Origin of the sequence: Rahnella sp. PAMC25559 (genome assembly GCF_050632365.1) — a bacterium.
GTDB lineage: Bacteria > Pseudomonadota > Gammaproteobacteria > Enterobacterales > Enterobacteriaceae > Rahnella > Rahnella rivi.
In genome coordinates this window covers 3,741,161-3,761,534 of sequence record NZ_CP192543.1, presented here as the reverse complement: position 1 = coordinate 3,761,534, position 20,374 = coordinate 3,741,161, and the positions used below count along the sequence as shown (strand labels likewise).

Annotated in this window: 21 protein-coding genes; 9 read left to right on the top strand and 12 right to left on the bottom strand. The window is 51.3% G+C overall.

Going from position 1 to position 20,374, the window contains the following annotated elements:
* Nucleotides 1–102 precede the first annotated feature (102 nt).
* The 4 genes from pqiA to rmf all read left to right on the top strand — a co-directional run bounded on the left by pqiA (nt 103) and on the right by rmf (nt 3,969).
* Nucleotides 103–1,320: a membrane integrity-associated transporter subunit PqiA gene (gene pqiA / locus ACQZQY_RS18530; protein WP_431297212.1), complete on the top strand. Its 1,218-nt coding sequence runs from the start codon at nt 103–105 to the stop codon at nt 1,318–1,320.
* On the top strand, nt 1,307–2,959 hold the full coding sequence (pqiB, locus tag ACQZQY_RS18525) for an intermembrane transport protein PqiB (protein ID WP_431296174.1): 1,653 nt from the start codon (nt 1,307–1,309) through the stop codon (nt 2,957–2,959). Before pqiA ends, pqiB begins: the two co-directional genes overlap by 14 nt.
* Nucleotides 2,959–3,528: a membrane integrity-associated transporter subunit PqiC gene (gene pqiC, locus ACQZQY_RS18520; protein ID WP_056769326.1), complete on the top strand. Its 570-nt coding sequence runs from the start codon at nt 2,959–2,961 to the stop codon at nt 3,526–3,528. The genes pqiB and pqiC overlap by 1 nt, the downstream gene beginning before the upstream one ends.
* Nucleotides 3,529–3,801: 273 nt before the next feature.
* On the top strand, nt 3,802–3,969 hold the full coding sequence (gene rmf, locus ACQZQY_RS18515) for a ribosome modulation factor (RefSeq protein ID WP_072158021.1): 168 nt from the start codon (nt 3,802–3,804) through the stop codon (nt 3,967–3,969).
* Between the two features lie 187 nt (nt 3,970–4,156).
* Here rmf and fabA read toward each other — a convergent pair whose 3' ends face one another.
* Together fabA and ACQZQY_RS18505 are read right to left on the bottom strand one after the other, a co-directional pair.
* Entirely contained in the window at nt 4,157–4,675 is a 519-nt protein-coding gene (gene fabA / locus ACQZQY_RS18510; protein WP_056769330.1) for a bifunctional 3-hydroxydecanoyl-ACP dehydratase/trans-2-decenoyl-ACP isomerase, read from the bottom strand.
* A gap of 68 nt (nt 4,676–4,743) precedes the next feature.
* Nucleotides 4,744–6,510: an AAA family ATPase gene (locus ACQZQY_RS18505; protein ID WP_431296173.1), complete on the bottom strand. Its 1,767-nt coding sequence runs from the start codon at nt 6,508–6,510 to the stop codon at nt 4,744–4,746.
* 209 nt (nt 6,511–6,719) lie between these two features.
* On the opposite strand from ACQZQY_RS18505, the gene matP reads away from it, so the two are divergent.
* Complete coding sequence (matP, locus tag ACQZQY_RS18500; protein ID WP_056769334.1) at nt 6,720–7,178, top strand: macrodomain Ter protein MatP; 459 nt, start codon at nt 6,720–6,722, stop codon at nt 7,176–7,178.
* Between the two features lie 131 nt (nt 7,179–7,309).
* On the opposite strand, the gene ompA is transcribed toward matP, so the two are convergent.
* Together ompA and sulA are read right to left on the bottom strand one after the other, a co-directional pair.
* Nucleotides 7,310–8,386: a porin OmpA gene (gene ompA, locus ACQZQY_RS18495; protein ID WP_056769336.1), complete on the bottom strand. Its 1,077-nt coding sequence runs from the start codon at nt 8,384–8,386 to the stop codon at nt 7,310–7,312.
* A 356-nt stretch (nt 8,387–8,742) separates the two neighbouring features.
* Nucleotides 8,743–9,249, bottom strand: a complete 507-nt coding sequence (gene sulA / locus ACQZQY_RS18490) for an SOS-induced cell division inhibitor SulA (protein ID WP_056769338.1) — start codon at nt 9,247–9,249, stop codon at nt 8,743–8,745.
* Between the two features lie 112 nt (nt 9,250–9,361).
* Here sulA and ACQZQY_RS18485 point away from each other — a divergent pair, with 112 nt between their 5' ends.
* Nucleotides 9,362–10,105, top strand: coding sequence for a TfoX/Sxy family DNA transformation protein (locus ACQZQY_RS18485; protein WP_414070791.1), 744 nt, complete (start codon nt 9,362–9,364; stop codon nt 10,103–10,105).
* A gap of 34 nt (nt 10,106–10,139) precedes the next feature.
* Here ACQZQY_RS18485 and yccS read toward each other — a convergent pair whose 3' ends face one another.
* Together yccS and ACQZQY_RS18475 are read right to left on the bottom strand one after the other, a co-directional pair.
* Nucleotides 10,140–12,281, bottom strand: coding sequence for a YccS family putative transporter (gene yccS, locus ACQZQY_RS18480; protein ID WP_421670776.1), 2,142 nt, complete (start codon nt 12,279–12,281; stop codon nt 10,140–10,142).
* 56 nt (nt 12,282–12,337) lie between these two features.
* On the bottom strand, nt 12,338–12,799 hold the full coding sequence (locus tag ACQZQY_RS18475; RefSeq protein WP_056769344.1) for a YccF domain-containing protein: 462 nt from the start codon (nt 12,797–12,799) through the stop codon (nt 12,338–12,340).
* Nucleotides 12,800–13,005: 206 nt separating this feature from the next.
* Between ACQZQY_RS18475 and helD the strand changes: the two genes are divergently transcribed.
* Nucleotides 13,006–15,060 (top strand): DNA helicase IV, encoded by a 2,055-nt coding sequence (gene helD, locus ACQZQY_RS18470; RefSeq protein ID WP_431296172.1) that lies wholly within the window; start codon nt 13,006–13,008, stop codon nt 15,058–15,060.
* A 40-nt stretch (nt 15,061–15,100) separates the two neighbouring features.
* Here helD and mgsA read toward each other — a convergent pair whose 3' ends face one another.
* Nucleotides 15,101–15,562, bottom strand: a complete 462-nt coding sequence (gene mgsA, locus ACQZQY_RS18465) for a methylglyoxal synthase (RefSeq protein ID WP_056769348.1) — start codon at nt 15,560–15,562, stop codon at nt 15,101–15,103.
* A 121-nt stretch (nt 15,563–15,683) separates the two neighbouring features.
* A complete protein-coding gene (locus ACQZQY_RS18460) occupies nt 15,684–16,340 on the bottom strand; it encodes a YccT family protein (RefSeq protein WP_136375181.1) in 657 nt (218 codons plus the stop codon).
* 191 nt (nt 16,341–16,531) lie between these two features.
* On the opposite strand from ACQZQY_RS18460, the gene ACQZQY_RS18455 reads away from it, so the two are divergent.
* On the top strand, nt 16,532–16,942 hold the full coding sequence (locus tag ACQZQY_RS18455) for a CoA-binding protein (protein ID WP_431296171.1): 411 nt from the start codon (nt 16,532–16,534) through the stop codon (nt 16,940–16,942).
* Nucleotides 16,943–17,023: 81 nt separating this feature from the next.
* Here the strand turns inward: ACQZQY_RS18455 and hspQ are convergent, their stop codons facing one another.
* Complete coding sequence (hspQ, locus tag ACQZQY_RS18450) at nt 17,024–17,341, bottom strand: heat shock protein HspQ (protein WP_056769354.1); 318 nt, start codon at nt 17,339–17,341, stop codon at nt 17,024–17,026.
* A gap of 123 nt (nt 17,342–17,464) precedes the next feature.
* Nucleotides 17,465–18,658 (bottom strand): 23S rRNA (cytosine(1962)-C(5))-methyltransferase RlmI, encoded by a 1,194-nt coding sequence (gene rlmI / locus ACQZQY_RS18445; RefSeq protein ID WP_056769356.1) that lies wholly within the window; start codon nt 18,656–18,658, stop codon nt 17,465–17,467.
* Between the two features lie 98 nt (nt 18,659–18,756).
* On the opposite strand from rlmI, the gene yccX reads away from it, so the two are divergent.
* Nucleotides 18,757–19,035 (top strand): acylphosphatase, encoded by a 279-nt coding sequence (gene yccX / locus ACQZQY_RS18440; RefSeq protein ID WP_056769357.1) that lies wholly within the window; start codon nt 18,757–18,759, stop codon nt 19,033–19,035.
* A 10-nt stretch (nt 19,036–19,045) separates the two neighbouring features.
* Here yccX and tusE read toward each other — a convergent pair whose 3' ends face one another.
* Together tusE and yccA are read right to left on the bottom strand one after the other, a co-directional pair.
* Nucleotides 19,046–19,375, bottom strand: coding sequence for a sulfurtransferase TusE (tusE, locus tag ACQZQY_RS18435; RefSeq protein WP_056769359.1), 330 nt, complete (start codon nt 19,373–19,375; stop codon nt 19,046–19,048).
* Between the two features lie 122 nt (nt 19,376–19,497).
* Complete coding sequence (yccA, locus tag ACQZQY_RS18430) at nt 19,498–20,160, bottom strand: FtsH protease modulator YccA (RefSeq protein WP_056769361.1); 663 nt, start codon at nt 20,158–20,160, stop codon at nt 19,498–19,500.
* Between the last annotated feature and the right edge of the window lie 214 nt (nt 20,161–20,374).

Genomic DNA, 20,374 nt, shown 5'->3' with positions numbered 1-20,374 from the left:
TAGGGAATACCGGTTGCCGAAATCTTTGGCCTTTCCGCTATTGAGGAGTCTCTTGTGTGTTCTGATGCCCATGGTCCGCACATCTTATGCCCCCAATGCGACATGCTGGTGGCAATACCTGGTTTGAATATCGGGCAAAAGGCCGTTTGTCCACGTTGCCATACGACGCTGACAACCCGCTGGAATGAGCCTCGCAGACGTCCTGTCGGTTACGCAATCAGCGCGTTATTTATGCTGTTGCTCGCCAACCTTTTCCCCTTTGTGAATATGAACGTTGCCGGACTGAGCAGCGAAGTTACGCTGGTGCAAATCCCGCAGGTGCTGGTGTCAGAAGATTACGCCAGTATGGCCTCACTGTTTATGATCGTGGTGCAACTGCTCCCGGCCATCTGCATGGTGTCTGTCATTATTCTCTATCAGGGCATAAACATCCCCGTTCACTGGAAAGTGAGTATCGCGCGTACCCTGTTCAGGCTGAAAAGCTGGTGCATGGTGGAGATATTTCTCGCCGGTGTTCTGGTCAGCTTCGTTAAGCTGATGGCCTACGGCGACGTTGGCGTCGGGACCAGTTTCATCCCCTATGTCCTGTTCTGTTTACTGCAATTACGCGCGTTCCAGTGCACTGACCGCTTCTGGTTATGGCAGCATATCGAGCCTGCTCCGGTGGTTGAACACCCTGTTCGCGTGGGCGAAAGTGGCCTGCGACAGGGGCTGCGCTCATGCCACTGCTGTATGGCGATTTTGCCCGTTGATCAAAAAGAGTGCGGCCGCTGCAAGAGCCAGGGCCATGCCCGGCGTAAAAATAGCCTGCAATGGACGATGGCGCTTTTGGTCACCTCGGTTCTGCTTTATCTTCCGGCTAATCTGTTGCCGATCATGATCACTCAGGTGCTGGGAACCCCGATGCCTTCGACGATCATGGCCGGTGTGGTGCTGCTGTGGAGTGATGGTTCTTATCCGGTGGCGATGGTGATTTTTATCGCCAGTATTATGGTGCCGACGTTAAAAATGATCGCGATTGCCTGGCTGTGCTGGGATGCGAACAGTAATAAAGAAATTGACCGTGAAAGGTTGCATGTGATTTACGAACTTGTTGAATTTGTTGGCCGCTGGTCGATGATTGACGTGTTTGTGATTGCGGTACTTTCTGCACTGGTAAGAATGGGGCAGCTTATGAGTATTTATCCGGACATCGGCGCGCTGCTGTTTGCTGGCGTCGTCATCCTCACTATGTTCGCTGCAATGACGTTTGACCCAAGGCTCATTTGGGATCGTGCCGGAATGAAGTCTACAAAGGAGCCACAAGATGGCAGGAAATAACATGGCAGAGCATGACGGAACTGCCAAAGTAGAAAAAATTAAACGCTGGTCACCGGTGTGGATTGTCCCGATCGTTACTGCGCTGATCGGGGCATGGATCCTGTTTTATCATTACAGCCACCAGGGACCGGAAGTGACGCTGATCACCGCGACGGCCGAAGGCATTGAGGGCGGGAAAACCACCATCAAAAGCCGTAACGTGGACGTCGGCAAAGTGGAATCAGTCACCCTGAGCGATGACCTTCAGCAGGTGATTATCAAGGCGCGTCTTAACACCGGCATGGAAAAAATGCTGCACGATGACTCCGTCTTCTGGGTGGTGAAACCGCAAATCGGCCGTGAAGGTGTTTCTGGTTTGGGGACACTGTTATCCGGGGCGTATATCCAGCTTCAGCCGGGAAATAAAGGCGGCGAGAAAACGGAATATAAACTCGATGACTCCCCGCCACTGGCGTCACCGGATGCCAAAGGGATCCGTGTCGTCCTGGAAAGCGAACGCTCCGGTCAGCTAAGTCCGGGTGACCCGGTACTGTTCCGTGGATTCCAGGTTGGTACAGTGGAAACCAGCCACTTCGATCCTAAAGCCCGCAATATCAAATATCAGCTGTTCATTCGTGCGCCTTACGACACGCTGGTATCCGACAATGTCCGCTTCTGGAAAGACAGCGGCGTGAGTTTTGATATGTCTGCTGCCGGAATGCGTGTGGAAATGGGCTCTCTGACCACGCTGTTCAGCGGTGGCGTGAGTTTCGATATTCCTAATGGCTGGACGCAGGGGCAGGCGGCTAAAAACGGCGATAACTATCAGCTGTTTGACGACCAGAAAAGTATTCAGGAATCGCTGTATACCCGCCACATGGATTACGTGATGTTCTTCTCTGACTCCGTTCGTGGTCTGCAACCTGGCGCGCCGGTCGAATTCCGTGGCATACGTCTGGGGACAGTAGCAGAAGTTCCTTATCCGATGAATGTGCTGAATCAGCAGATGTCCGACGATTATCGTATTCCGGTACTGATCCGCATTGAACCCGATCGCTTTGTTCAACTGCTCGGCAGTAACTTCAATATTGAAGATCACATTCGTGATGGCATTGCTCATGGTCTTCGTGCGTCGATGAAATCCGCTAACCTGCTGACGGGCTCGATGTACATCGATCTTGATTTCTATCCTAATGAGAAACCGTGGAAAGGGCCGCTGGAACTGGCCGGGCACAAACTGCTGCCAACGGTGAGCGGTGGGTTCGCGCAGATCCAGCAGAAACTCATTGCCACACTGGATAAAATCAACAATCTGCCTATCGAACCGATGATGCGTGAAGCCACCAGCACGCTGGCGGAAAGTCAGAAAACGATGCGGGCAACGCAGAAAACGATCGAATCTCTTAATGCGATCGTTGGCAGCAAAGAGATGAAGAATCTGCCGAAAGACATGCAGCAGACGCTAATCCAGCTGAACCGCAGTCTGAAAGGATTCCAGCCTGGTTCTCCGGCGTACGGCAATCTGGTGGGCGATATGCAAAGTCTGGACAAGACCTTGCGCGAGCTACAGCCAGTCCTGAAAACGCTGAACCAGAAAAGTAACGCTCTGATTTTCGCAGCCCCTGGGCAAGATGATCCTCAGCCGAAGAAGGCCAAATAATGAAAAAATGGATACCTGTCGTCTTAGCATTATTCCTGACTGCCTGTAGCAGCAGTAATCAGAAGACCTACTACCAGCTGCCGCTGCTAAGCAGTACAACGGCTGCCGGTAGCGTAATGTCGTCCGGTATGACGGAGCAGCGTAAGCTGTGGGTAGAGCACGTGAGTGTCGCTGATTACCTGGCAGGTTCAGGGCTGGTGTATCAGACCAATGATGTGCAATACACGCTGACTCAAAATAACCTGTGGGCCAGCCCTCTGGATCAGCAGCTACAGCAGTCTCTGGTGACCTATCTGCGCCGTGATTTACCCGGGTATCTGGTTTCCGGTCAGCCCGCCAGTTCAGACGATCAGGACGTGTTGAACGTTAATGTCACCGGTTTCCATGGCCGGTACGATGGCATCGTGGTGGTGAGCGGTAGCTGGACGCTGAACCGAAACGGCCAGACAATTCAGCGTGATTTTGCGCTGAATCTGAAACAGGGTGAAGACGGTTATGACGCACTGGTCAGAACTCTGGCTACCGGCTGGCAGCAAGAAGCAAGCCAGATAGCGGCTCAGGTAAGATAAAAACTTTTTAAGCTTAATTTAATTTGAGCTAAATAATAAAAATCCCGGCTTCTGATTTTCAGATGCCGGGATTTTTTATTTGTGATCAGCCAGATGTGATTCTTAAGGCGCGATTCATTTGCGCGCAATCCGATAAAATATCTCATATTTATGACATTGGCGTGAATTTTGAGCATTGACCTCCTTGCTGATAGCCGCTATTTATTAGGGGTGGACGCAGAAGCGCACCACTGTTTTCTTTCCACCTGACCTGAATAATGAGGGATACAAGGCATGAAGAGACAAAAACGCGATCGCCTGGAACGGGCACAATCACGTGGATATCAAGCAGGTATTGGCGGGCGCTCAAAAGAGATTTGCCCCTACCAATCATTAGATGCCCGATCACATTGGCTCGGGGGTTGGCGACAAGCCATGGAGGTCAGGGCCGTAACCGCTTAAGCGGCGGCACTGGCAGAAAAAGGAACAACCTCCGCTACGCGCGGAGGTTTTCGTTTATGCGGGTAGTCATTACCGAGATTTTTATATCACTCACAATTATCTCTTATCAGAGATCAGAGATAAATCAGGCATAAAAAAACGGCGGATCCGAAGACCCGCCGTTCTGTTAATTGCAGTATTTGCCGAATCAGAACGCAGCAGCGTCCTTGAACAAACCTACTTTCAGATCTGTTGCAGTATAGATCACAACACCGTCAACCAGCACTTCACCATCTGCAACGCCCATGATCAGTTTACGGTTGATCACGCGTTTGAAGTTCAGGCGATAAGTCACCACTTTAGCCGTAGGCAGAACCTGACCGGTGAATTTCACCTCGCCGACGCCCAGTGCGCGGCCTTTGCCTTCGCCACCGAGCCAGCCCAGATAGAAGCCCACTAACTGCCACATAGCGTCCAGACCCAGACAACCAGGCATCACCGGGTCACCGATGAAGTGACAACCGAAGAACCACAGGTCCGGATTGATATCCAGTTCAGCTTCTACATAGCCTTTGCCATGGGTGCCGCCATCTTCTTGCATCTTGACGATGCGATCCATCATCAGCATGTTGCCTGACGGTAACGGAGGACCGCCTGCGCCGAAGAGTTCACTGCGGCCGGAAGCTATGAGGTCTTCTTTCGTATAGGAATCGCGTTTATCTACCATGTTCTATGTAAGCCTTATTTTGATGAAGGACGAAGATTAGCTTACAGCTGTAAGCTGAACAACTCCGATCAGCTGCGACTGAACCAGTTCAACCAACGAAGAGGCCAGGGATAACGCGGGCCACCTTGCGATGTTGCCAGCGCAATGCGCTGCTGAATCAACCCCAACAAACTCGGACGTTCTTCTTCAACTTCACCTTCGTTTGAGTAAATCAGTCCGGTCAGGATAGGCAGCGCTTCGGCTGCGTTATCAACTGCCCATAAATGAAACTGGCCTTCGCGAACGGCGTCTATAACCTGCGGATGCAGGCACAAATTACGCACGTTGCTGGTGGGCAGAATGACCCCTTGTTTCCCGGTCAGACCACGGCGCTGACAAACTTCGAAGAAACCTTCGATTTTTTCATTTACGCCACCAATAGGTTGCACGTTCCCAAACTGATCAACAGAACCGGTCACAGCAATTTGCTGGTTGATCGGCTGCATTGAAAGCGCACTGACCAGTGCACAAAGTTCAGCCAGGGAGGCGCTGTCGCCGTCTACTTCTCCGTAAGATTGCTCAAACACAATAGACGCGGAGAAGGGCAGAGGCTGGTCGAGCTCCAGTTCAGAAATCAGAAAGGCCTGCATGATCATCATGCCTTTTGCATGAAGATTGCCGCCCAGTTCTGCTTTGCGCTCGACGTCAGTAAACTCACCGTCGCCGGTGTGTACGACACAACTAATACGTGAAGGTTCACCCAGTGCTCGCGGGTGGCCCGGATATTCAAGAACAGACAGCCCATTGATCTGCCCGACAACTTCGCCATCGGTTTCGATGAGAATTTGCCCAAGTTCGATTTCATCCTGCATGCGTTCTTGTAAATAACTCTCACGCCATGCGCGGGAACTGGTCGCAGCTTCAAATGCTTTCGCACTCAGCCATTCATCTTCATTGTAGAGGGCCGCTTCGCTAAGCTGCGTGTTCAGCCAGACCGGATCCAGAATCAGGCTACCTTGATCGGTGCTCTGGCGAATCGCTATCTTCAGGAACTCTGGCCATGCATCGGCGGCAAGACGCGGGACATCCAGCTCATCTGCCAGCGTATTGACGTAACCACACCAGGTTTCCATATCGCTGGTTTCAGTCAACGGCAGGTCGGCTTCAAATTCACCGTAGATGGAGGAATCCATCAGCTCAGGTTCCATGTCGCTGAGATCGCCAAGAGACAGGCGGTCACCCACCAGAATCAGGCGGAGATCCATCGGCATTGGCGGAATGGTTGCCGGCAACGGGCGTGTTTCATCGGGAGAAACCCAGTGATATTGCCCTTCGGTAATCATCTGCTTGAGACGTAACCACATCAGAGGCTGCGCGAGCAGGCTGCGAATCGACAGAATCAGAACGCCACCGTTCAGATGATGGACCAATCCTGGTTCAAGCTGAATCTGGTCTTTATAGATCCGCACGCAGCCAAACAGCTGTTCCGGCTCAACCCACTCACGGTACTGACAGGTATATTTGGCTGCAAAGGCATCTTCTGCCGATTTTGCCGCCAGTAGCGTCACTTTATTGCCTTCGATGTGATAGCGGTTACCGGCAATTTCTTGCGGCTCAGGGAGCAGTTCGCTGACCACATTCGAGATACGTGACAGATACTCACGGTTTTCCTGTGCTTTAAGGACCATAAAGCGGGGGCGCGAGCGGGGATGACAAAACAGCGTTAAACCATTTTCCAGCCGAGGCTGAGTTCCAGCGAAATCGACAGGGGCTAACTGGGCAGCCGTTGCAAAGATTGCCTCATAAGGCGCGGAGTCGGGCAGTAAAAGCTGCCAGTCAAGTCGGTTATTGGTCAATGTGTTAGCTGTTTTCTATAAAAAGGGAAAGTGCGATTATACAAGAATAAACACGGCTGCATACAATGAGAGTCACCCCCAAATCCGAGTTAACGCACATTGCTGAACAGGTGCGCAAAAAACAAACAAATCGGCGGGTTTATTTGCAGTGAAAATTGAAATAAAACTGTTATGCTTAGTAAAGTTACGTGGTCACAGAAGAGTTCACGATGAAATATCAGCAACTGGAAAATCTCGAAAGCGGTTGGAAATGGAAGTATCTGGTGAAAAAACACCGGGAAGGTGAGCGGATCACCCGCCATTTAGAAAACAGCGCTGCGCATGAATCAGTGAATCAACTTCTTAGCCTGGAAAATGAACCGGTAAAGGTCATGGACTGGATTGCTAATAATATGAATCCGGCGCTGGAAAATCGTCTCAAGCAAACCATTCGCGCCCGCCGTAAACGCCATTTCAATGCTGAACATCAGCACACCCGTAAGAAGTCTATCGATCTGGAGTTTTTGGTCTGGCAGCGTCTTGCAGGGCTCGCACAACGTCGCGGGGCAACGTTGTCGGATACGATTATACAGTTGCTTGAAGATGCTGAACGTAAAGAGAAATATGCGAATCAGATGTCATCACTGAAGGAAGATTTACAGCAAATTCTGGGTAAACAAGATAGCTGACCTGTCTCCATATCCTTTCTGATCAGCAACGTTATCTGTTCCGGTTTCGCTTCTGATGGTTACATCAGGACATAAAAAAACCCCGCCGAGGCGGGGTTTTTAGTATCTGTAGCAAAAGCTAAAGAGTGTTATTAAGCCTGTGGCTGAGTAACAGTATCTTTGTAGCCTTTAACTTCGATTTCTACACGACGGTCTGGTGCCAGGCAGTCGATCAGAGCAGCACGACCTTTAACGGAGTCACAGGTAGAACCAGTAACTGGGTTAGATTTACCTTGGCCTTGTGCAGAGATCTTGTTAGCAGGGATACCTTTAGATACCAGGTAATCTACTACGCTCTGTGCACGTTGCTCAGACAGTTTCTGGTTGTATTGTTCTGAACCGATACGGTCGGTGTAACCCAGAACGATAACAGAACCGTCTTTAGGATCGATTGAGCTCAACTGGCTGTACAGTTGATCCAGAGCCTGTTGGCCTTCTGGTTTCAGGGTCGATTTGTTGAAGTTGAAGAGAACGTCAGATTTCAGAGTGAATTTCTTAGTCTCTACAACTGGAGCTGGAGCTGGTGCTGGAGCAACAACTGGAGCAGCTGCTTCATCTTGACCGAAACGGTAAGAAACACCCACAGACAGCATGCCGTTATCAGGACGTGCGCCAACTGTAGCTGCGTCACCGATGTTGTTAACCCACTGGTAGTCCAGACGGGTAGCCCAGTTTTTGGTTACTGCGTATTCAACACCAACGGCTGCCAGTGGAGAAACACCGGTGTCGTGGTCGCTGATGCGGCCAGCAGCGCCATTGTTGAAGTTACCTTTTGAATCTGCACGCCAAACCATACCACCCAGACGGGTGTACAGGTCCAGATCGTCAGTCAGTGGGTAGCTCAATTTAGCAGCCAGCTGAACGCCTTGTGCTTTGAACGCGCCGTTGTTTACGCTGCCTTTAGAAGGCATGCGACCAAGCCAGTCATATCCCATTTCAAAGCCCAGGTATTGGTTCGCTTGGTAACCCAAGAACGCACCTGCACCCAGTTGGCTTTCGTGGGTAGGGCCGTTGCCGATACCTTCGTAAGCATTTGCGAAACCAGTGTCATGGTATTGGGACCAGCCCAATTTACCACCGGTATACCAGGTGTTATCTTTAGGGGCGGCTTGCGCTACGGTAGCGAAACCTGCCAGTGCCACTGCTAATGCGATAGCTGTCTTTTTCATTTTTGCGCCTCGTTATCATCCAAATAGGCAATTGAGCTTTAAGCTGTAAGCCCTTGGTTAAAATCCTTGCGCCAAGGTTATTGCGTCAATTAAGAACTTGCCACTTTACGTTGGCATTATAGAGCAACCTTGGCGTTGTAAAGTCTACAACGTGGCGCGAAACTTACAAGCTTGAAGTGTTAACGCTGTGGAAAAAAAGGGAAAAATGTACACATTTCTTAACGTGTTTGACCTTTTGTTGACAAAACTTGGAGGATATCTGCGTCAGGAATGCCCATTTTTACTGGCTTTGGGGCCAGTTCCAGCACAAATCACTAAGTTCCGCATTATTTTCATCGGAACATTCCTAATTTGAACTAATGATATACAAATGAGTGAATTTTTACGGTTGAGTGATGTCCATTGGCTGAACTCTGCTCATTTGTCGGCTTCATCACGAACCCGTAAGCCTCCCCCTGACGGGCTGCAATTTGCAGTCTTTCCCTCTCAAGATCGTTCAATTCAGGTAGCCAACCTAATACCACACTGTAATTTCCGGTCTGTAATGCCTTCTCCATCGCGTCCACCGTCGACATCGCGGTGATCTGATTTACCTGCACCATCTTATCTACAGGCAAACCCGATTCTGATAACCAGATACGGCTCAATTTTTGCTGCGGCGTGAGCCATAACAACCAGCGGGATTGCGTGCCGAGATGTTGAAGCAGAGGCAGTAACAGTTGGGCAAACGCCGGTTGGCTCGCACTATAGACGAACTCAGTGATCAGACCATTATTCAGAGACGCAGACGTATTTACCTGTTGATGATCTACCGGCAAAGCAAGCTGACTAAAATGATGATTTGCATGGTGTTGAGTTCGCATAGTGATGTACCCCAGTAAGTTACTGTATGAATGTACAGTACTCTGGCGGTGCACAAAGATCAACCCAATTTTTCCAAGATATCTCGCAAATTTTGAAGGTAACTGACTGCAAATGCATTTTGTATTTGGCGCAGTGCTCCACATTGCGTATTTTGATTTTAGCTGTTTAGCTAACCCAGAAATGGTTCTATGGAATGATTATGAAAAGGATAACGCAATGATAAGCCAGTCAAAAAAACGGATTCTTCAATGTACGGAACTCTTTGCCTCATTGGGCAACATACGTGCACGCTCGCAGTTCGGCGGGTACAGTTTATCGGCTGACCGCGTGATGTTTGCTCTTGTGTCCGACGGCGAGTTGTACCTGCGCGCCAGTGATGAAACTGAGCAATATTTTTGCGAGCTAGGAATGGAAAGGCTGATTTATCGTAAACGCGGAATGCCCGTTTTTCTTCGTTATTTCAAAGTGAGCAAAGCTCAGTGGGAGAAACCCAGAAAACTGCGCCAGATGGCCATGCTTTCTCTCACAGGGATGCAGCATGATATCAATAAACGTAAAAAAAACGAGGCAGGGCGGTTAAAAGATCTCCCCAATTTGACGCTGGCGCTGGAAAAATTACTCTGGGAGGTGGGTATTGAAAATTCGGGCGATCTTAAATCGCTGGGATCATGTCTGACGTACAAAAAGCTCTGTACCGTGAAAAAAGATTTGGGTATTAACATATTAATGGCGCTGGAAGGGGCAATTCTTGGATTTCATGAGGCTGCTCTGCCGATGTCATCCCGTGAGTCGTTAATTCAATGGTACAGGCATCAGCAAGAGCAATCGGAACACCCACTCCAGGATCCACATTAATGGGACTGGAGTGAATGCCCGGAGGTTAACGGTATCAGGAGTGATGCTGTTCCGGCGAAATCTTGTTATTCAGGCTGGTGAGCTCAGGTAAATGAGCCACCAGCAATCCGATTTGCTGCAGTACAAGTTGCTCTTTACTGTCTGATTCTGTCGTACGCATCTGAATCCGCGAGGTCAGGTGATCAAGTGCGCGCTGTACCCGGGCTGTCTCGGTTGTCATATGATTCAGGGCGCCATCCACGCAGCATGCAGCATCATCCAGTAAGCGCAACGTTTCGGCATCCTGGAGTTTTTCGCGGTGGGCACCCAACGCTGAAATATAACTGAGCATAGTGTGATTGAGGCACAGCAGGCGAAAGGCTGCCTCAAGCGTCGCCGTCTCATTGTTTTTCTCCGAGCTCATATTGGAGACAACGGACGCCAGTTCAGCATCGCAGTTATGCGCATCACGTCGCGCAAGGCGATAATCAAGACTGTTGTCCTTGCCCTGATGATATTGCACCAGAATGGCATCAAGATAACGGCAGTTGGCCTGAAAGGTTTTACTGACTACCCGGTCAATCTGGCGGAATTTCCAGTCAGGCCAGATAAATGTCACGGCGGCCCAGGCAATGGCGCAGCCAATGAGCGTATCAATAATCCTCGGGATTGCCACTTCGAACCCTTCGCCCAGCAAATTGAAGCACAGCAAGACCAGCAAGGTGATAAACATGGTGGCCTGGGCGTATTGCACGGTGCGAAACGCGAAGAACAGCAACCCGCTGATTACGATCAGGATCATCTGACCATCCACTGAGGGAACGAAATACAGAATGGGTATGCCCAGCGCGATACCGGCCAGGGTCCCGATAATCCTCAGCGCTAACCGCCGGCGCGTTGCGCTGTAGTTAGGCTGGCATACGAACAGACTGGTCAGCAAAATCCAGTAACCGTGATTCAGCCCGCTGACCTGGATAAATACATATCCGACAAATAGCACGACGGACATGCGGATTGCGTGGCGGAATAATACCGATTGCGGCGTGAAGTGACGTGAGATCCGCAGCCAGATATCATCCAGGCCGGTGAGGCGGTCTTCAACAAACGGGCTTTTCCCGGCCTGATTTTCCGGCAACGATTGCTCGGATTCAATATTCGCCAGCTGCGCATCGATCGCATGCAGATTGCGCAAAAGGTGGCGCAACGCCTGCAACATCTCCCGGTGTTCCCCCTGCGTTTCCAGACGCTTAAGTGCCTCTTCAAGCCGTGCAAAGGCGCGTTCAAACTGGCTGTTATGCGTATAGGGTTGCCGATAAAGAATGCACTGAGAAAGCTGTAAACAGGCACGCGCCTGCATACTCATCAGGCGCTGGAAGCGGAATAAAATGTCGCTGTGATGGAACTGTTCACTGAGTTTCAGGTATTTCACGTGAGAGGAACTGGCCCGTTCGTGAATATCCTGTACGACAAAGTAGTAGTGCAGGGTGCGTCGCGTTCCTTTCTGACCCCGGTCGCCTTTAAGCCGGGTCTGCAGCGTATTCTTGGTCTGATTGAGCGTCGCAACCAGCTGACCGTTGGCCATTGCCAGTTCCACCAGTTGCTGATTGTTATCTTCCTGATCGGGGTCAAACAACGTTGCCTTGGCTTCCAGATAGGCGGCCAGTTGGGTGAAACAGCGGGAAATCTGGTCCTGAAGCGGGCGGATGGGGAAAATTAAATGCCCGGCAAGTGTCAGCACGTTGTACCAGATTGCCCCCGCCAGCAGCAGCAAGGGTTGCTGATACCAGATGTGATACATGCTGGTGCCGAGCATGGTATAAATCGCGATCAGCAACGCGCCGAACGCGATAGTGGCATAACGTTGTCCGAGTGCGCCAAGCAGAATGAATCCGCACGTCGAGAGCATAAGTCCTGGCGCAAACAGCCACGGATGGGGAAACAGCAACTCTATTGATGCCGAGGCAATGAAAAAACACACCAGGGTGATCAGCAAATTACGCAGACGCCCTGCCAGTCGGTCATCAAGGTCGGCCAGCGCCGCGGCCACCACACCCAGTGTCAGCGGAATAGTCAGCGTAGTCTGACCGAGCCACCACGGCACCGCAGCAGCACCGGTCAGCGCAATGAAAATCCTGATGTGATAAAGAACATTGCTGTTATAGGCATAACGCCTTAACCCTGGTGCAATAGAGAGCACGAAAACCCCACGTTAAACATAATCAGTGATTAAAAAAATTGGCCGAACGAGGTTGCTCAGCGATTGCGACGGTCATTAAGTTGGCGCGCAGCATTGGATTCACGCATTTGTTTCGCCAGCTCAACGGAAACTACCCGACGGCCCACCGGCCAAAGTGCGATAGCGGCGATTTTAAAATTCGCGATGCCCACTGGAATACCAATAATACTGATACATTGAGCAATCCCCGCCACAATGTGGGAAATACATAACCACCAGCCGAAGAAAATTAGCCAGAAGATATTCAGCAGAGTACCGCCACCGGCAAGCAGCGCGTTACGTCTCTCAGGATATAAATCATCGACATGTACTGCTTCATTACCGAACGGCAGCAATGACAGACGGGTGATTTCCCAGCATGAACGGGTCAGAGGCAGGGTGAAAATCAGCACAATACTGACCAGCGTGGCAAACAGCCAGGCGAGAGTGGTGAAAAAGCCACCTAAAACAAAGTTAAGAATATTGAGCACTGTGCGCATGTTGGGATCTTCCCGAAGTTATTAAAAATGTTAAAAGATTTCATGTTCACTAAATGGAAACACCTGCTTTATTCTACCTTGTTTCGTGGGCCGGATCGCCTCTGGTTATCAAAGGTGAACTCCTAAATACTCTTTCGAATCCGAACATGTAAAATAACGCATACTATTTTTCCGTCAGGAATCAAGAAAAGACACGGTGTGATGATATGGAATTGAAATCGACCTCTTTCGGGAAACATCTGGCTCAGCACCCTTACAATCGGGTGCGCATGCTTAACGCGGGCGTTGAAGTCAGCGGCGACAAACATCACTACCTGATCCCTTTCAATCAGCTGATCCAGATCCGCTGCAAACGCGGCATTGTCTGGGGTGAGCTTGAATTCGAGCTTCCTGAAGAGAAAGTCGTGCGTCTGCATGGCACTGAGTGGCAGGAAACTCAGCGTTTTTATCAGCATTTGCTTAAAGCCTGGCAGAGCTGGAGCGATGAAATGAGCGACGTCAGTGCCGGCGTGTTGCACGGGCAGGTGGAAAAAATCGAGCGCATTGAAGAGCAGGATAAATGGTTCAAGCGTGTCGATCTGGCTGATGTGCAGAAAGACATCGCCGATGCTTTTGCCGCGATACCGGTTCCGGTTGAGCGCCTGAATGAATTTGAAAACTGCCGTGACGATTATCAGACCTGCCTGCGCTGGCTCGAGCAGGGTAAACGCAGCGTCGACAGACGAAATCTGGCGTGGACTGATCGGGTGATTGCCGGTAATCGTGACTTCTTCGATACCGTCGAAGTGTCTCCGCTCAATGACAGCCAGTGCCGGGCGGTGGTCAACGGGGAAGATGCTGTGCTGGTGCTGGCAGGTGCGGGCAGCGGCAAAACGTCTGTACTGGTGGCGCGCGCTGGCTGGCTGTTACGGCGTCAGGAAGCGCAGCCGGAGCAAATCCTGCTTCTGGCGTTCGGACGTCAGGCCGCCGATGAAATGAACACCCGTATAAAAGAGCGCCTGCATACCGAGGGCATCAAAGCCAAGACTTTCCATGCGCTGGCATTACAGATTATTTCGGAAGGCAGCAAAAAAACGCCGAAAATCAGCAAAATGGAGACGGATGCCAAAGCGCGCCGCAGTTTACTGATCAAAACCTGGCAGCAGCAATGTGCAGAGAAAAAAGTCCAGGCCAGCGGCTGGCGGCAGTGGATGACCGATGAGCTTGAATGGACCGTTCCGGAGGGTGATTACTGGAAGAACAAAGCGCTGGCCGAGAGATTGTGCAGCCGTCTTGAACGCTGGCTAGGCCTGATGCGTATGCATGGCGGCAGCCAGGCAGAGATGATCGACGCCGCCCCTGAAGAGGTAAAAGAAATTTTCCAGAAGCGTATTCGCCTGATGGCACCGTTTCTGAAAGCCTGGAAAACAGCGCTTAAAGAAGAGGGCGCAGTGGATTTCTCAGGGCTGATTCATCAGGCCGTCAATATTCTGGAGAAAGGGCGGTTTGTCAGCCCGTGGAAACACATTCTGGTGGATGAGTTTCAGGACATTTCGCCGCAGCGTGCGCTGCTTCTTTCTGCCCTGCGTAAACTCAACAAGCACACCAGCCTGTTTGCCGTTGGCGATGACTGGCAGGCCATTTACCGGTTCAGTGGTGCTGAGCTTTCGCTGACAACCGCATTTGCTGAAAACTTCGGTGAAGGCGCGCAATGTGCGCTCGATACCACCTACCGTTTCAATGATCGTATTGGTGAAATCGCGAATAAATTTGTCCAGCAAAACCCTTATCAGCTGAAAAAACCATTAAACAGCCTGACAAAGGGGAACAAGAAAAATGTCGTTATTCTTCCTGAGGACCAACTGGAAAAATTACTGGATAAACTCAGCGGATACGTCACGGCGCAGGAGCAGATTATGGTGCTGGCGCGTTATCACCATCTGCGTCCGCAAATACTGGAGAAAGCCGCCACTCGCTGGCCGAAACTCAATCTTGAGTTTATGACTATCCATGCCAGCAAAGGTCAGCAAGCAGATTATGTGATTATCGTCGGGTTGCATGCGGGCAATGATGGATTCCCTGCACCGGCCCGCGAGTCGGTGCTGGAGCAGGTTTTACTGCCCGAGCCTGAGAACTTCATGGACGCGGAAGAGCGGCGTTTGCTGTATGTGGCGATGACCCGCGCGAAACATCAGGTCTGGTTGCTGCAGGATAAAGCGCGTCCTTCGGTGTTTGTTGAGCAGCTTGAAGACATCGGCGTACCGGTGCAGAGAAAGCCCTGAACGAAAAGGCCCGGCGTACTGGCTCCGGGCCTTTTATCCTTCATTCTTTCAGGCGTGCCCACAAATAGCGCTGATAGTCTGGAATGGTGATTTCAACTTCCGACTGAAACATCGGCGACTGAATCAGAAAATCAGCGGTAGAAATGTTCGTCGCCACAGGAATATTCCATACCGTCGCCAGACGCAGCAACGCCTTCACATCCGGGTCATGCGGAACGGCATTGAGCGGATCCCACAGGAAAATCAGCATATCAATTTTGCCTTCCGCGATCAGCGCGCCGACCTGCTGATCGCCACCCATCGGACCACTCAGCATACTTTTGACGTTAATTCCGGTGTTACGCTGAACCAGATTTCCGGTTGTACCAGTGGCATAAAGAATGTGCTTTGAAAGCTCAGCGACGTTTTTATCCACCCATTTCATCAGCGTATTTTTGCAGTGGTCATGGGCGACCAGCGCAATATGCTTTTGGCTGGCGATCGTGCGGGTTGTGAATTCCATCTAATTCCCTTCAACGCGAAAGTAAAAGTGGCTCACAGAATACTGAAACTGGGTTTTACTGCATAGCGCGGGGGCAATAATTTGGCGTTAAGGAAGAAAATGCGTGATGCAGATGACGTTACTACGCCCGTTCCTGTTTTTCTGGTTGCCTGAACCAGAGCAGAAACTGTTCGATACCCGCATTGGCGGCGAGACGGGTCCAGAGCGGATGAAGATAGGTCATTTCGATTTGTGAAGGGCGTTCGTGCGTCATTGCCGTTTTTCTGTCTGAATTATTTTTGGCAAAAGCAGGCACCGCCGCGCGTGCACCGGAAAGGTTATAGGTCATCATCAATTTTTCAGCGTCAGCCAGGCGTTCTGCATTAAACATATTCAGTACATCACGCTGGGTTTTAATCTGACGTCCTTGTTCATTCACCAGCTGGTAGTTCATCGCGTGGCTAAACTGCGCCATCTCTTTTTCATTACTGAGCGATGGCAGAACAAAGGAGACAGAGCGGTTATCATGTGCGCTGAAGGTCACAATAAAGGCCGGAGAGTGATAAAGCTGAGGCGGCTGCGGGCTGGCAGTATGAATATTTTTACTGACCTGAAACAGGATCTGATGCTGTCCGCCGTCGAGTTCGAGGCTTTCCGCCCCCTTGAGAATGGCGCCTGACATCAGTTTGCCGTCGATCACCAGCACGTCAACGTCTGGGGAAAGTTTGAGTGAGGTCGCCGAAGCTGACGCCATCAGGCTGAGACTCGCTAATGCGACCAGCGCATGACAGACTTTCATTCTTCTCTCCTCAAACACAACGTTGTTCATCCTCTATTATTCAGTAACGGTGATTGTGTGTCAAAGTTTTACAAAATGTTTTAAATTCACACGGCGCGCCACGACGGTCTTCTGGCTTTTTTGTCCGCCAGCCTGCCGGAATAACAATGCTGAGTTACACTTAGCTCAGACAGGTCAAAGGAGAAAATCCCGTGCAAGATAATGAGATTCGCAACATTCTGCAGGATGTGAAAACCATCGCGCTGGTCGGCGCCAGCGATAATCCGGGTCGTCCTAGTTATGGCGTCATGGCGTACTTACTTTCGCAGGGTTATCAGGTGACGCCTGTCAGCCCAAAACTCGCAGGGCAAGAGTTGCTGGGGCAGAAGGTGGTCGCCACGCTGGCTGACATTACGCATCCGGTGGATATGGTCGATGTATTTCGCAATGCTGAAGCCGCTTACGGCGTCGCGCAGGAAGCGATCGCGATAAAAGCCAAAGTTCTCTGGTTGCAAATCGGCGTCATCAACGAACAGGCGGCGGTTCTGGCGAAAGAAGCCGGGCTGAAAGTGGTTATGGATCGTTGCCCGAAAATTGAAATCCCGCGACTGGGGATTAAATAAATTTTTTGCGGTAACGCACAAAAAAATGGCGTAAAAAAACCGGCTGCAAAGGCCGGTTTTTCACATCTGTAATCGAAGACATCAGTTACGCAGGCGAGGGGCCTGAAGCTGACTGCGCACCGAGGCAGCTAAATCATCCAGAGACGTTTGTTCCGGATGCGCCCGTGCCGCTTCGTGATCGATTTGTATTTCGGCCAGATAAGTATGGATTGGCTGGCCTTCCTCATCTTCCATCACCACGTGGTACCAGGGGGCCGCACGCAGGGAGTCATCAGTGGCAAGTTCAGCGACGTCAGGTTTGTCCAGCGAATACTCCGCATCGACATCGATTACCACACCCAAATAGCCCAACATTCTGTGGCGGACCTGTTGGCCGATACCAAATTTACTGGCAATCATAGTCATCTCCTGAAATTAGCGTCTTATCTTCTATATGGAGATAAAACGCGCTGTTTCAAGTTTTGACCACTTAATCCGCTAAAGATTCTCCGGTGTGCGCCTGTCAGGGCACACCGTGATCAATCAGTGAGTCACCCGGCAGGCAAAACCTTTCAGGTACAGACCTTCCGGATAAGCGCCCGTGACCGGGTGATCGGCCGCCTGTCGGAACTGCTCAACAAACTGAATTTCGCGATGCGCATCCAGCGCGGCATCGGCCAGGATTTTCTGGAACAGGTCAGTGGGCAGTAAACCGGAGCAGGAGAAGCTCAGCAAGATACCACCCGGACGCAGCAGCTGCAGCGCCAGCATATTGATATCTTTATAGCCGCGACACGCGCTCGCCAGCTGATTTTTATTCTCTACGAATTTAGGCGGATCCATCACTATCATGTCGAACAATCTGCCTTCGGTGCGGTATTTACGCAGCAGCTGGAAGACGTCTTCACGCACAAATTCTGCTTTCGACAGATCCAGATTATTCAGCTCAACGTTCTGACGCGCCACATCAAGCGCTGCCTGCGAGGTATCAACGTTAGTGACTTTCGTGCATCCGCCCATCAGCGCCGACACGGCAAAGGCGCCGGTGTAGGAGAAGCAGTTCAGCACTTCACGGCCTGCCGCATAGTGGCGTGCAGCCAGGCGGCTGTCGCGCTGGTCGAGATAGAAACCGGTCTTATGACCTTCTTTGATGTCCACCAGCAGGCTCATGCCGTGCTCCTGGATAGGCAGCAGGGCAGGCGGCTCATCGCCAAGCACATGACCCTGCACCATTTCCATGCCTTCTTTCTTACGCACCGCGACGTCGGAACGATCCCAGATGGCGCATTCCGGGTAGCAGTGTTGCAGGGCAGCAATCAGCGGCGCGCGCTGATATTCAGCCCCGGCAGAAAGTAATTGCAACACCAGGAAATTCTGGAAGCGGTCAATCGTCACGCCCGGAAGGCCGTCAGACTCACCGGCAATCAGGCGGTAACCGTCAAGCCCGTCGCGTTTGGCGATATAATCACGCCAGCTTTGCGCCTGTTGCAGACGGCGGATAAAGAAATCGATGTCGATCTCTTCCTGCGGTTCGAAAGTCCAGACACGGGCGCGGATTTGCGACGACGGAGAATAAGCGCCGCGCGCGAGCCATTTCCCCTGACTGTCTACAATATCAATAGTGTCGCCGGAGTTGGCTTTACCTTCGATGCGTGAAACCGCACCGGAAAACACCCACGGATGGCGGCGCAGAAGAGATTTTTCGCGGCCTTTGGCCAGAATTAAACGTGCAGTCATAAAATTAGGTTCTGTCAGTTCGGAGACAAAAAAGAGCGACATTGTCCGGTCATGCAGGTGAAATTGCAACGAACCATACCGCTAACGGAGAGATAATTATGTCAACAGTCAGTATAGCCGCCTGGGTCTACGGCATGGTGCAGGGTGTCGGTTTTCGATTTTCAACACAACATCAGGCCACCGCGCTGGGGCTGACCGGATACGCCAAAAACCTTGATGACGGCAGCGTCGAAGTGGTGGCGTGCGGGGAGCAGGAAAAGGTGGAACAGCTGTTAGTCTGGCTGAAAGCCGGCGGGCCGACACATGCGCGGGTGGATCGTGTGCTCAGTGAGCCGACCGCACCCGGCGATTATAAGGAGTTCAAAATCAAATACTGAGGCGCGGGGGTTACAGGCACTTCACCGGTTTAGGCAGGCCCGCGATTTTTGTCGCCTGCTTGGCCGGGCCTTTGGGGAACAGCCGGAAGAGATAACGGCTGTTGCCTTTCTCTTCGCCATATTTTTGCGCCATGGCTTTGACCAGCATCCGCACGGCGGGCGAGGTATTAAACTCCAGATAAAAGTCCCGCACAAAACGCACGACTTCCCAGTGGGCATCTGTCAGCACGATCCCTTCTTCTTCTGCCAGCAGTGGCGCCATGCCTTCCTGCCAGTCTTTACTGTTTTTCAGGTAACCCTGAGCGTCGGTTTCAATAACCTGACCGTCAAACTCCAGCATACAACCTCAAACCTGTAAAAATGCAGCAGGCAGTTTAGCAAAAAAGGTCTGCGTGAAAAAATAAAAAGCCCCGCCGGAAGGCGGGGCTGCAATTTACATCGGACGACAACTAAGAAAAGCAATCAGTTACGGGATGACAGACCCAGAATGCTCAGCAGGCTGACAAACACGTTATACAGCGAGACATACAAACTCACAGTAGCGCGAATGTAATTGGTTTCGCCGCCATGAATAATATTACTGGTTTCCCACAAAATCGCGCCTGCGGAGAACAGAATGAACAGGCAGCTGATCGCCAGAGACAGCGCCGGAATTTGCAGGAACAGGTTGGCGACAACCGCCACCAGCAGCACCACAAAGCCCGCCATCATCATGCCTGACAGGAACGACATGTCTTTGCGCGTGGTCAGCACGTAAGCCGAACAGCAGAAGAACACCAGCGCCGTACCGCCCAGGGCAAGCATAATAATGTCACCGGCACCGGCGGCCAGCAGTGAACTTAACAATGGCCCCAGCGTGTAGCCCATAAAGCCGGTCAACGCGAAAGCGGAAAGAATACCTGCCGGGCTGTTAGCCGTGCGGTAGGTCAGGAACATCAGGCCATAAAACCCGACGATCGTCAGCAGAAAGCCGGGAGAAGGCAATCTCAGCACCGTACTCGCCGTCGCAGTGATCGCCGAAACGCCGAGAGTCAGGGCTAACAGGAAATAGGTGTTACGCAATACCCGGTGTGTGCTTAACAACGAGCCTGCGCGCGATGACGAAGAGGCAACGTAACGATCCATAATAAAATTCTCACTCTTATAAAAGGATTGGAGTCGGTGAAAATACAGTCAGATTGGAGTGTAAGTAGTTGCGCCGCGTCATTAAAGACGTTTTACCCTTCTTTACCTGCTCAGGGCGTGCAGGGCGCGGTTTCCTGACGTCAGAATCACCGAAATGATGCTTAAATCGCCGCTTATGAACAGAATGCCTGTTTTTCAGGCAAACGAACAGAAT

Coding starts and splice junctions, on each gene's coding strand:
- hspQ (WP_056769354.1), bottom strand. CDS start 17,341: ATGATTGCCAGTAAATTTGGTATCGGCCAACAGGTCCGCCACAGAATG.
- helD (WP_431296172.1), top strand. CDS start 13,006: ATGGAATTGAAATCGACCTCTTTCGGGAAACATCTGGCTCAGCACCCT.
- yccX (WP_056769357.1), top strand. CDS start 18,757: ATGTCAACAGTCAGTATAGCCGCCTGGGTCTACGGCATGGTGCAGGGT.
- pqiC (WP_056769326.1), top strand. CDS start 2,959: ATGAAAAAATGGATACCTGTCGTCTTAGCATTATTCCTGACTGCCTGT.
- matP (WP_056769334.1), top strand. CDS start 6,720: ATGAAATATCAGCAACTGGAAAATCTCGAAAGCGGTTGGAAATGGAAG.
- ACQZQY_RS18475 (WP_056769344.1), bottom strand. CDS start 12,799: ATGCGCACAGTGCTCAATATTCTTAACTTTGTTTTAGGTGGCTTTTTC.
- yccA (WP_056769361.1), bottom strand. CDS start 20,160: ATGGATCGTTACGTTGCCTCTTCGTCATCGCGCGCAGGCTCGTTGTTA.
- ACQZQY_RS18460 (WP_136375181.1), bottom strand. CDS start 16,340: ATGAAAGTCTGTCATGCGCTGGTCGCATTAGCGAGTCTCAGCCTGATG.
- pqiB (WP_431296174.1), top strand. CDS start 1,307: ATGGCAGGAAATAACATGGCAGAGCATGACGGAACTGCCAAAGTAGAA.
- pqiA (WP_431297212.1), top strand. CDS start 103: ATGCTGGTGGCAATACCTGGTTTGAATATCGGGCAAAAGGCCGTTTGT.
- tusE (WP_056769359.1), bottom strand. CDS start 19,375: ATGCTGGAGTTTGACGGTCAGGTTATTGAAACCGACGCTCAGGGTTAC.
- sulA (WP_056769338.1), bottom strand. CDS start 9,249: ATGCGAACTCAACACCATGCAAATCATCATTTTAGTCAGCTTGCTTTG.
- ompA (WP_056769336.1), bottom strand. CDS start 8,386: ATGAAAAAGACAGCTATCGCATTAGCAGTGGCACTGGCAGGTTTCGCT.
- rlmI (WP_056769356.1), bottom strand. CDS start 18,658: ATGACTGCACGTTTAATTCTGGCCAAAGGCCGCGAAAAATCTCTTCTG.
- ACQZQY_RS18485 (WP_414070791.1), top strand. CDS start 9,362: ATGCATTTTGTATTTGGCGCAGTGCTCCACATTGCGTATTTTGATTTT.
- mgsA (WP_056769348.1), bottom strand. CDS start 15,562: ATGGAATTCACAACCCGCACGATCGCCAGCCAAAAGCATATTGCGCTG.
- rmf (WP_072158021.1), top strand. CDS start 3,802: ATGAAGAGACAAAAACGCGATCGCCTGGAACGGGCACAATCACGTGGA.
- fabA (WP_056769330.1), bottom strand. CDS start 4,675: ATGGTAGATAAACGCGATTCCTATACGAAAGAAGACCTCATAGCTTCC.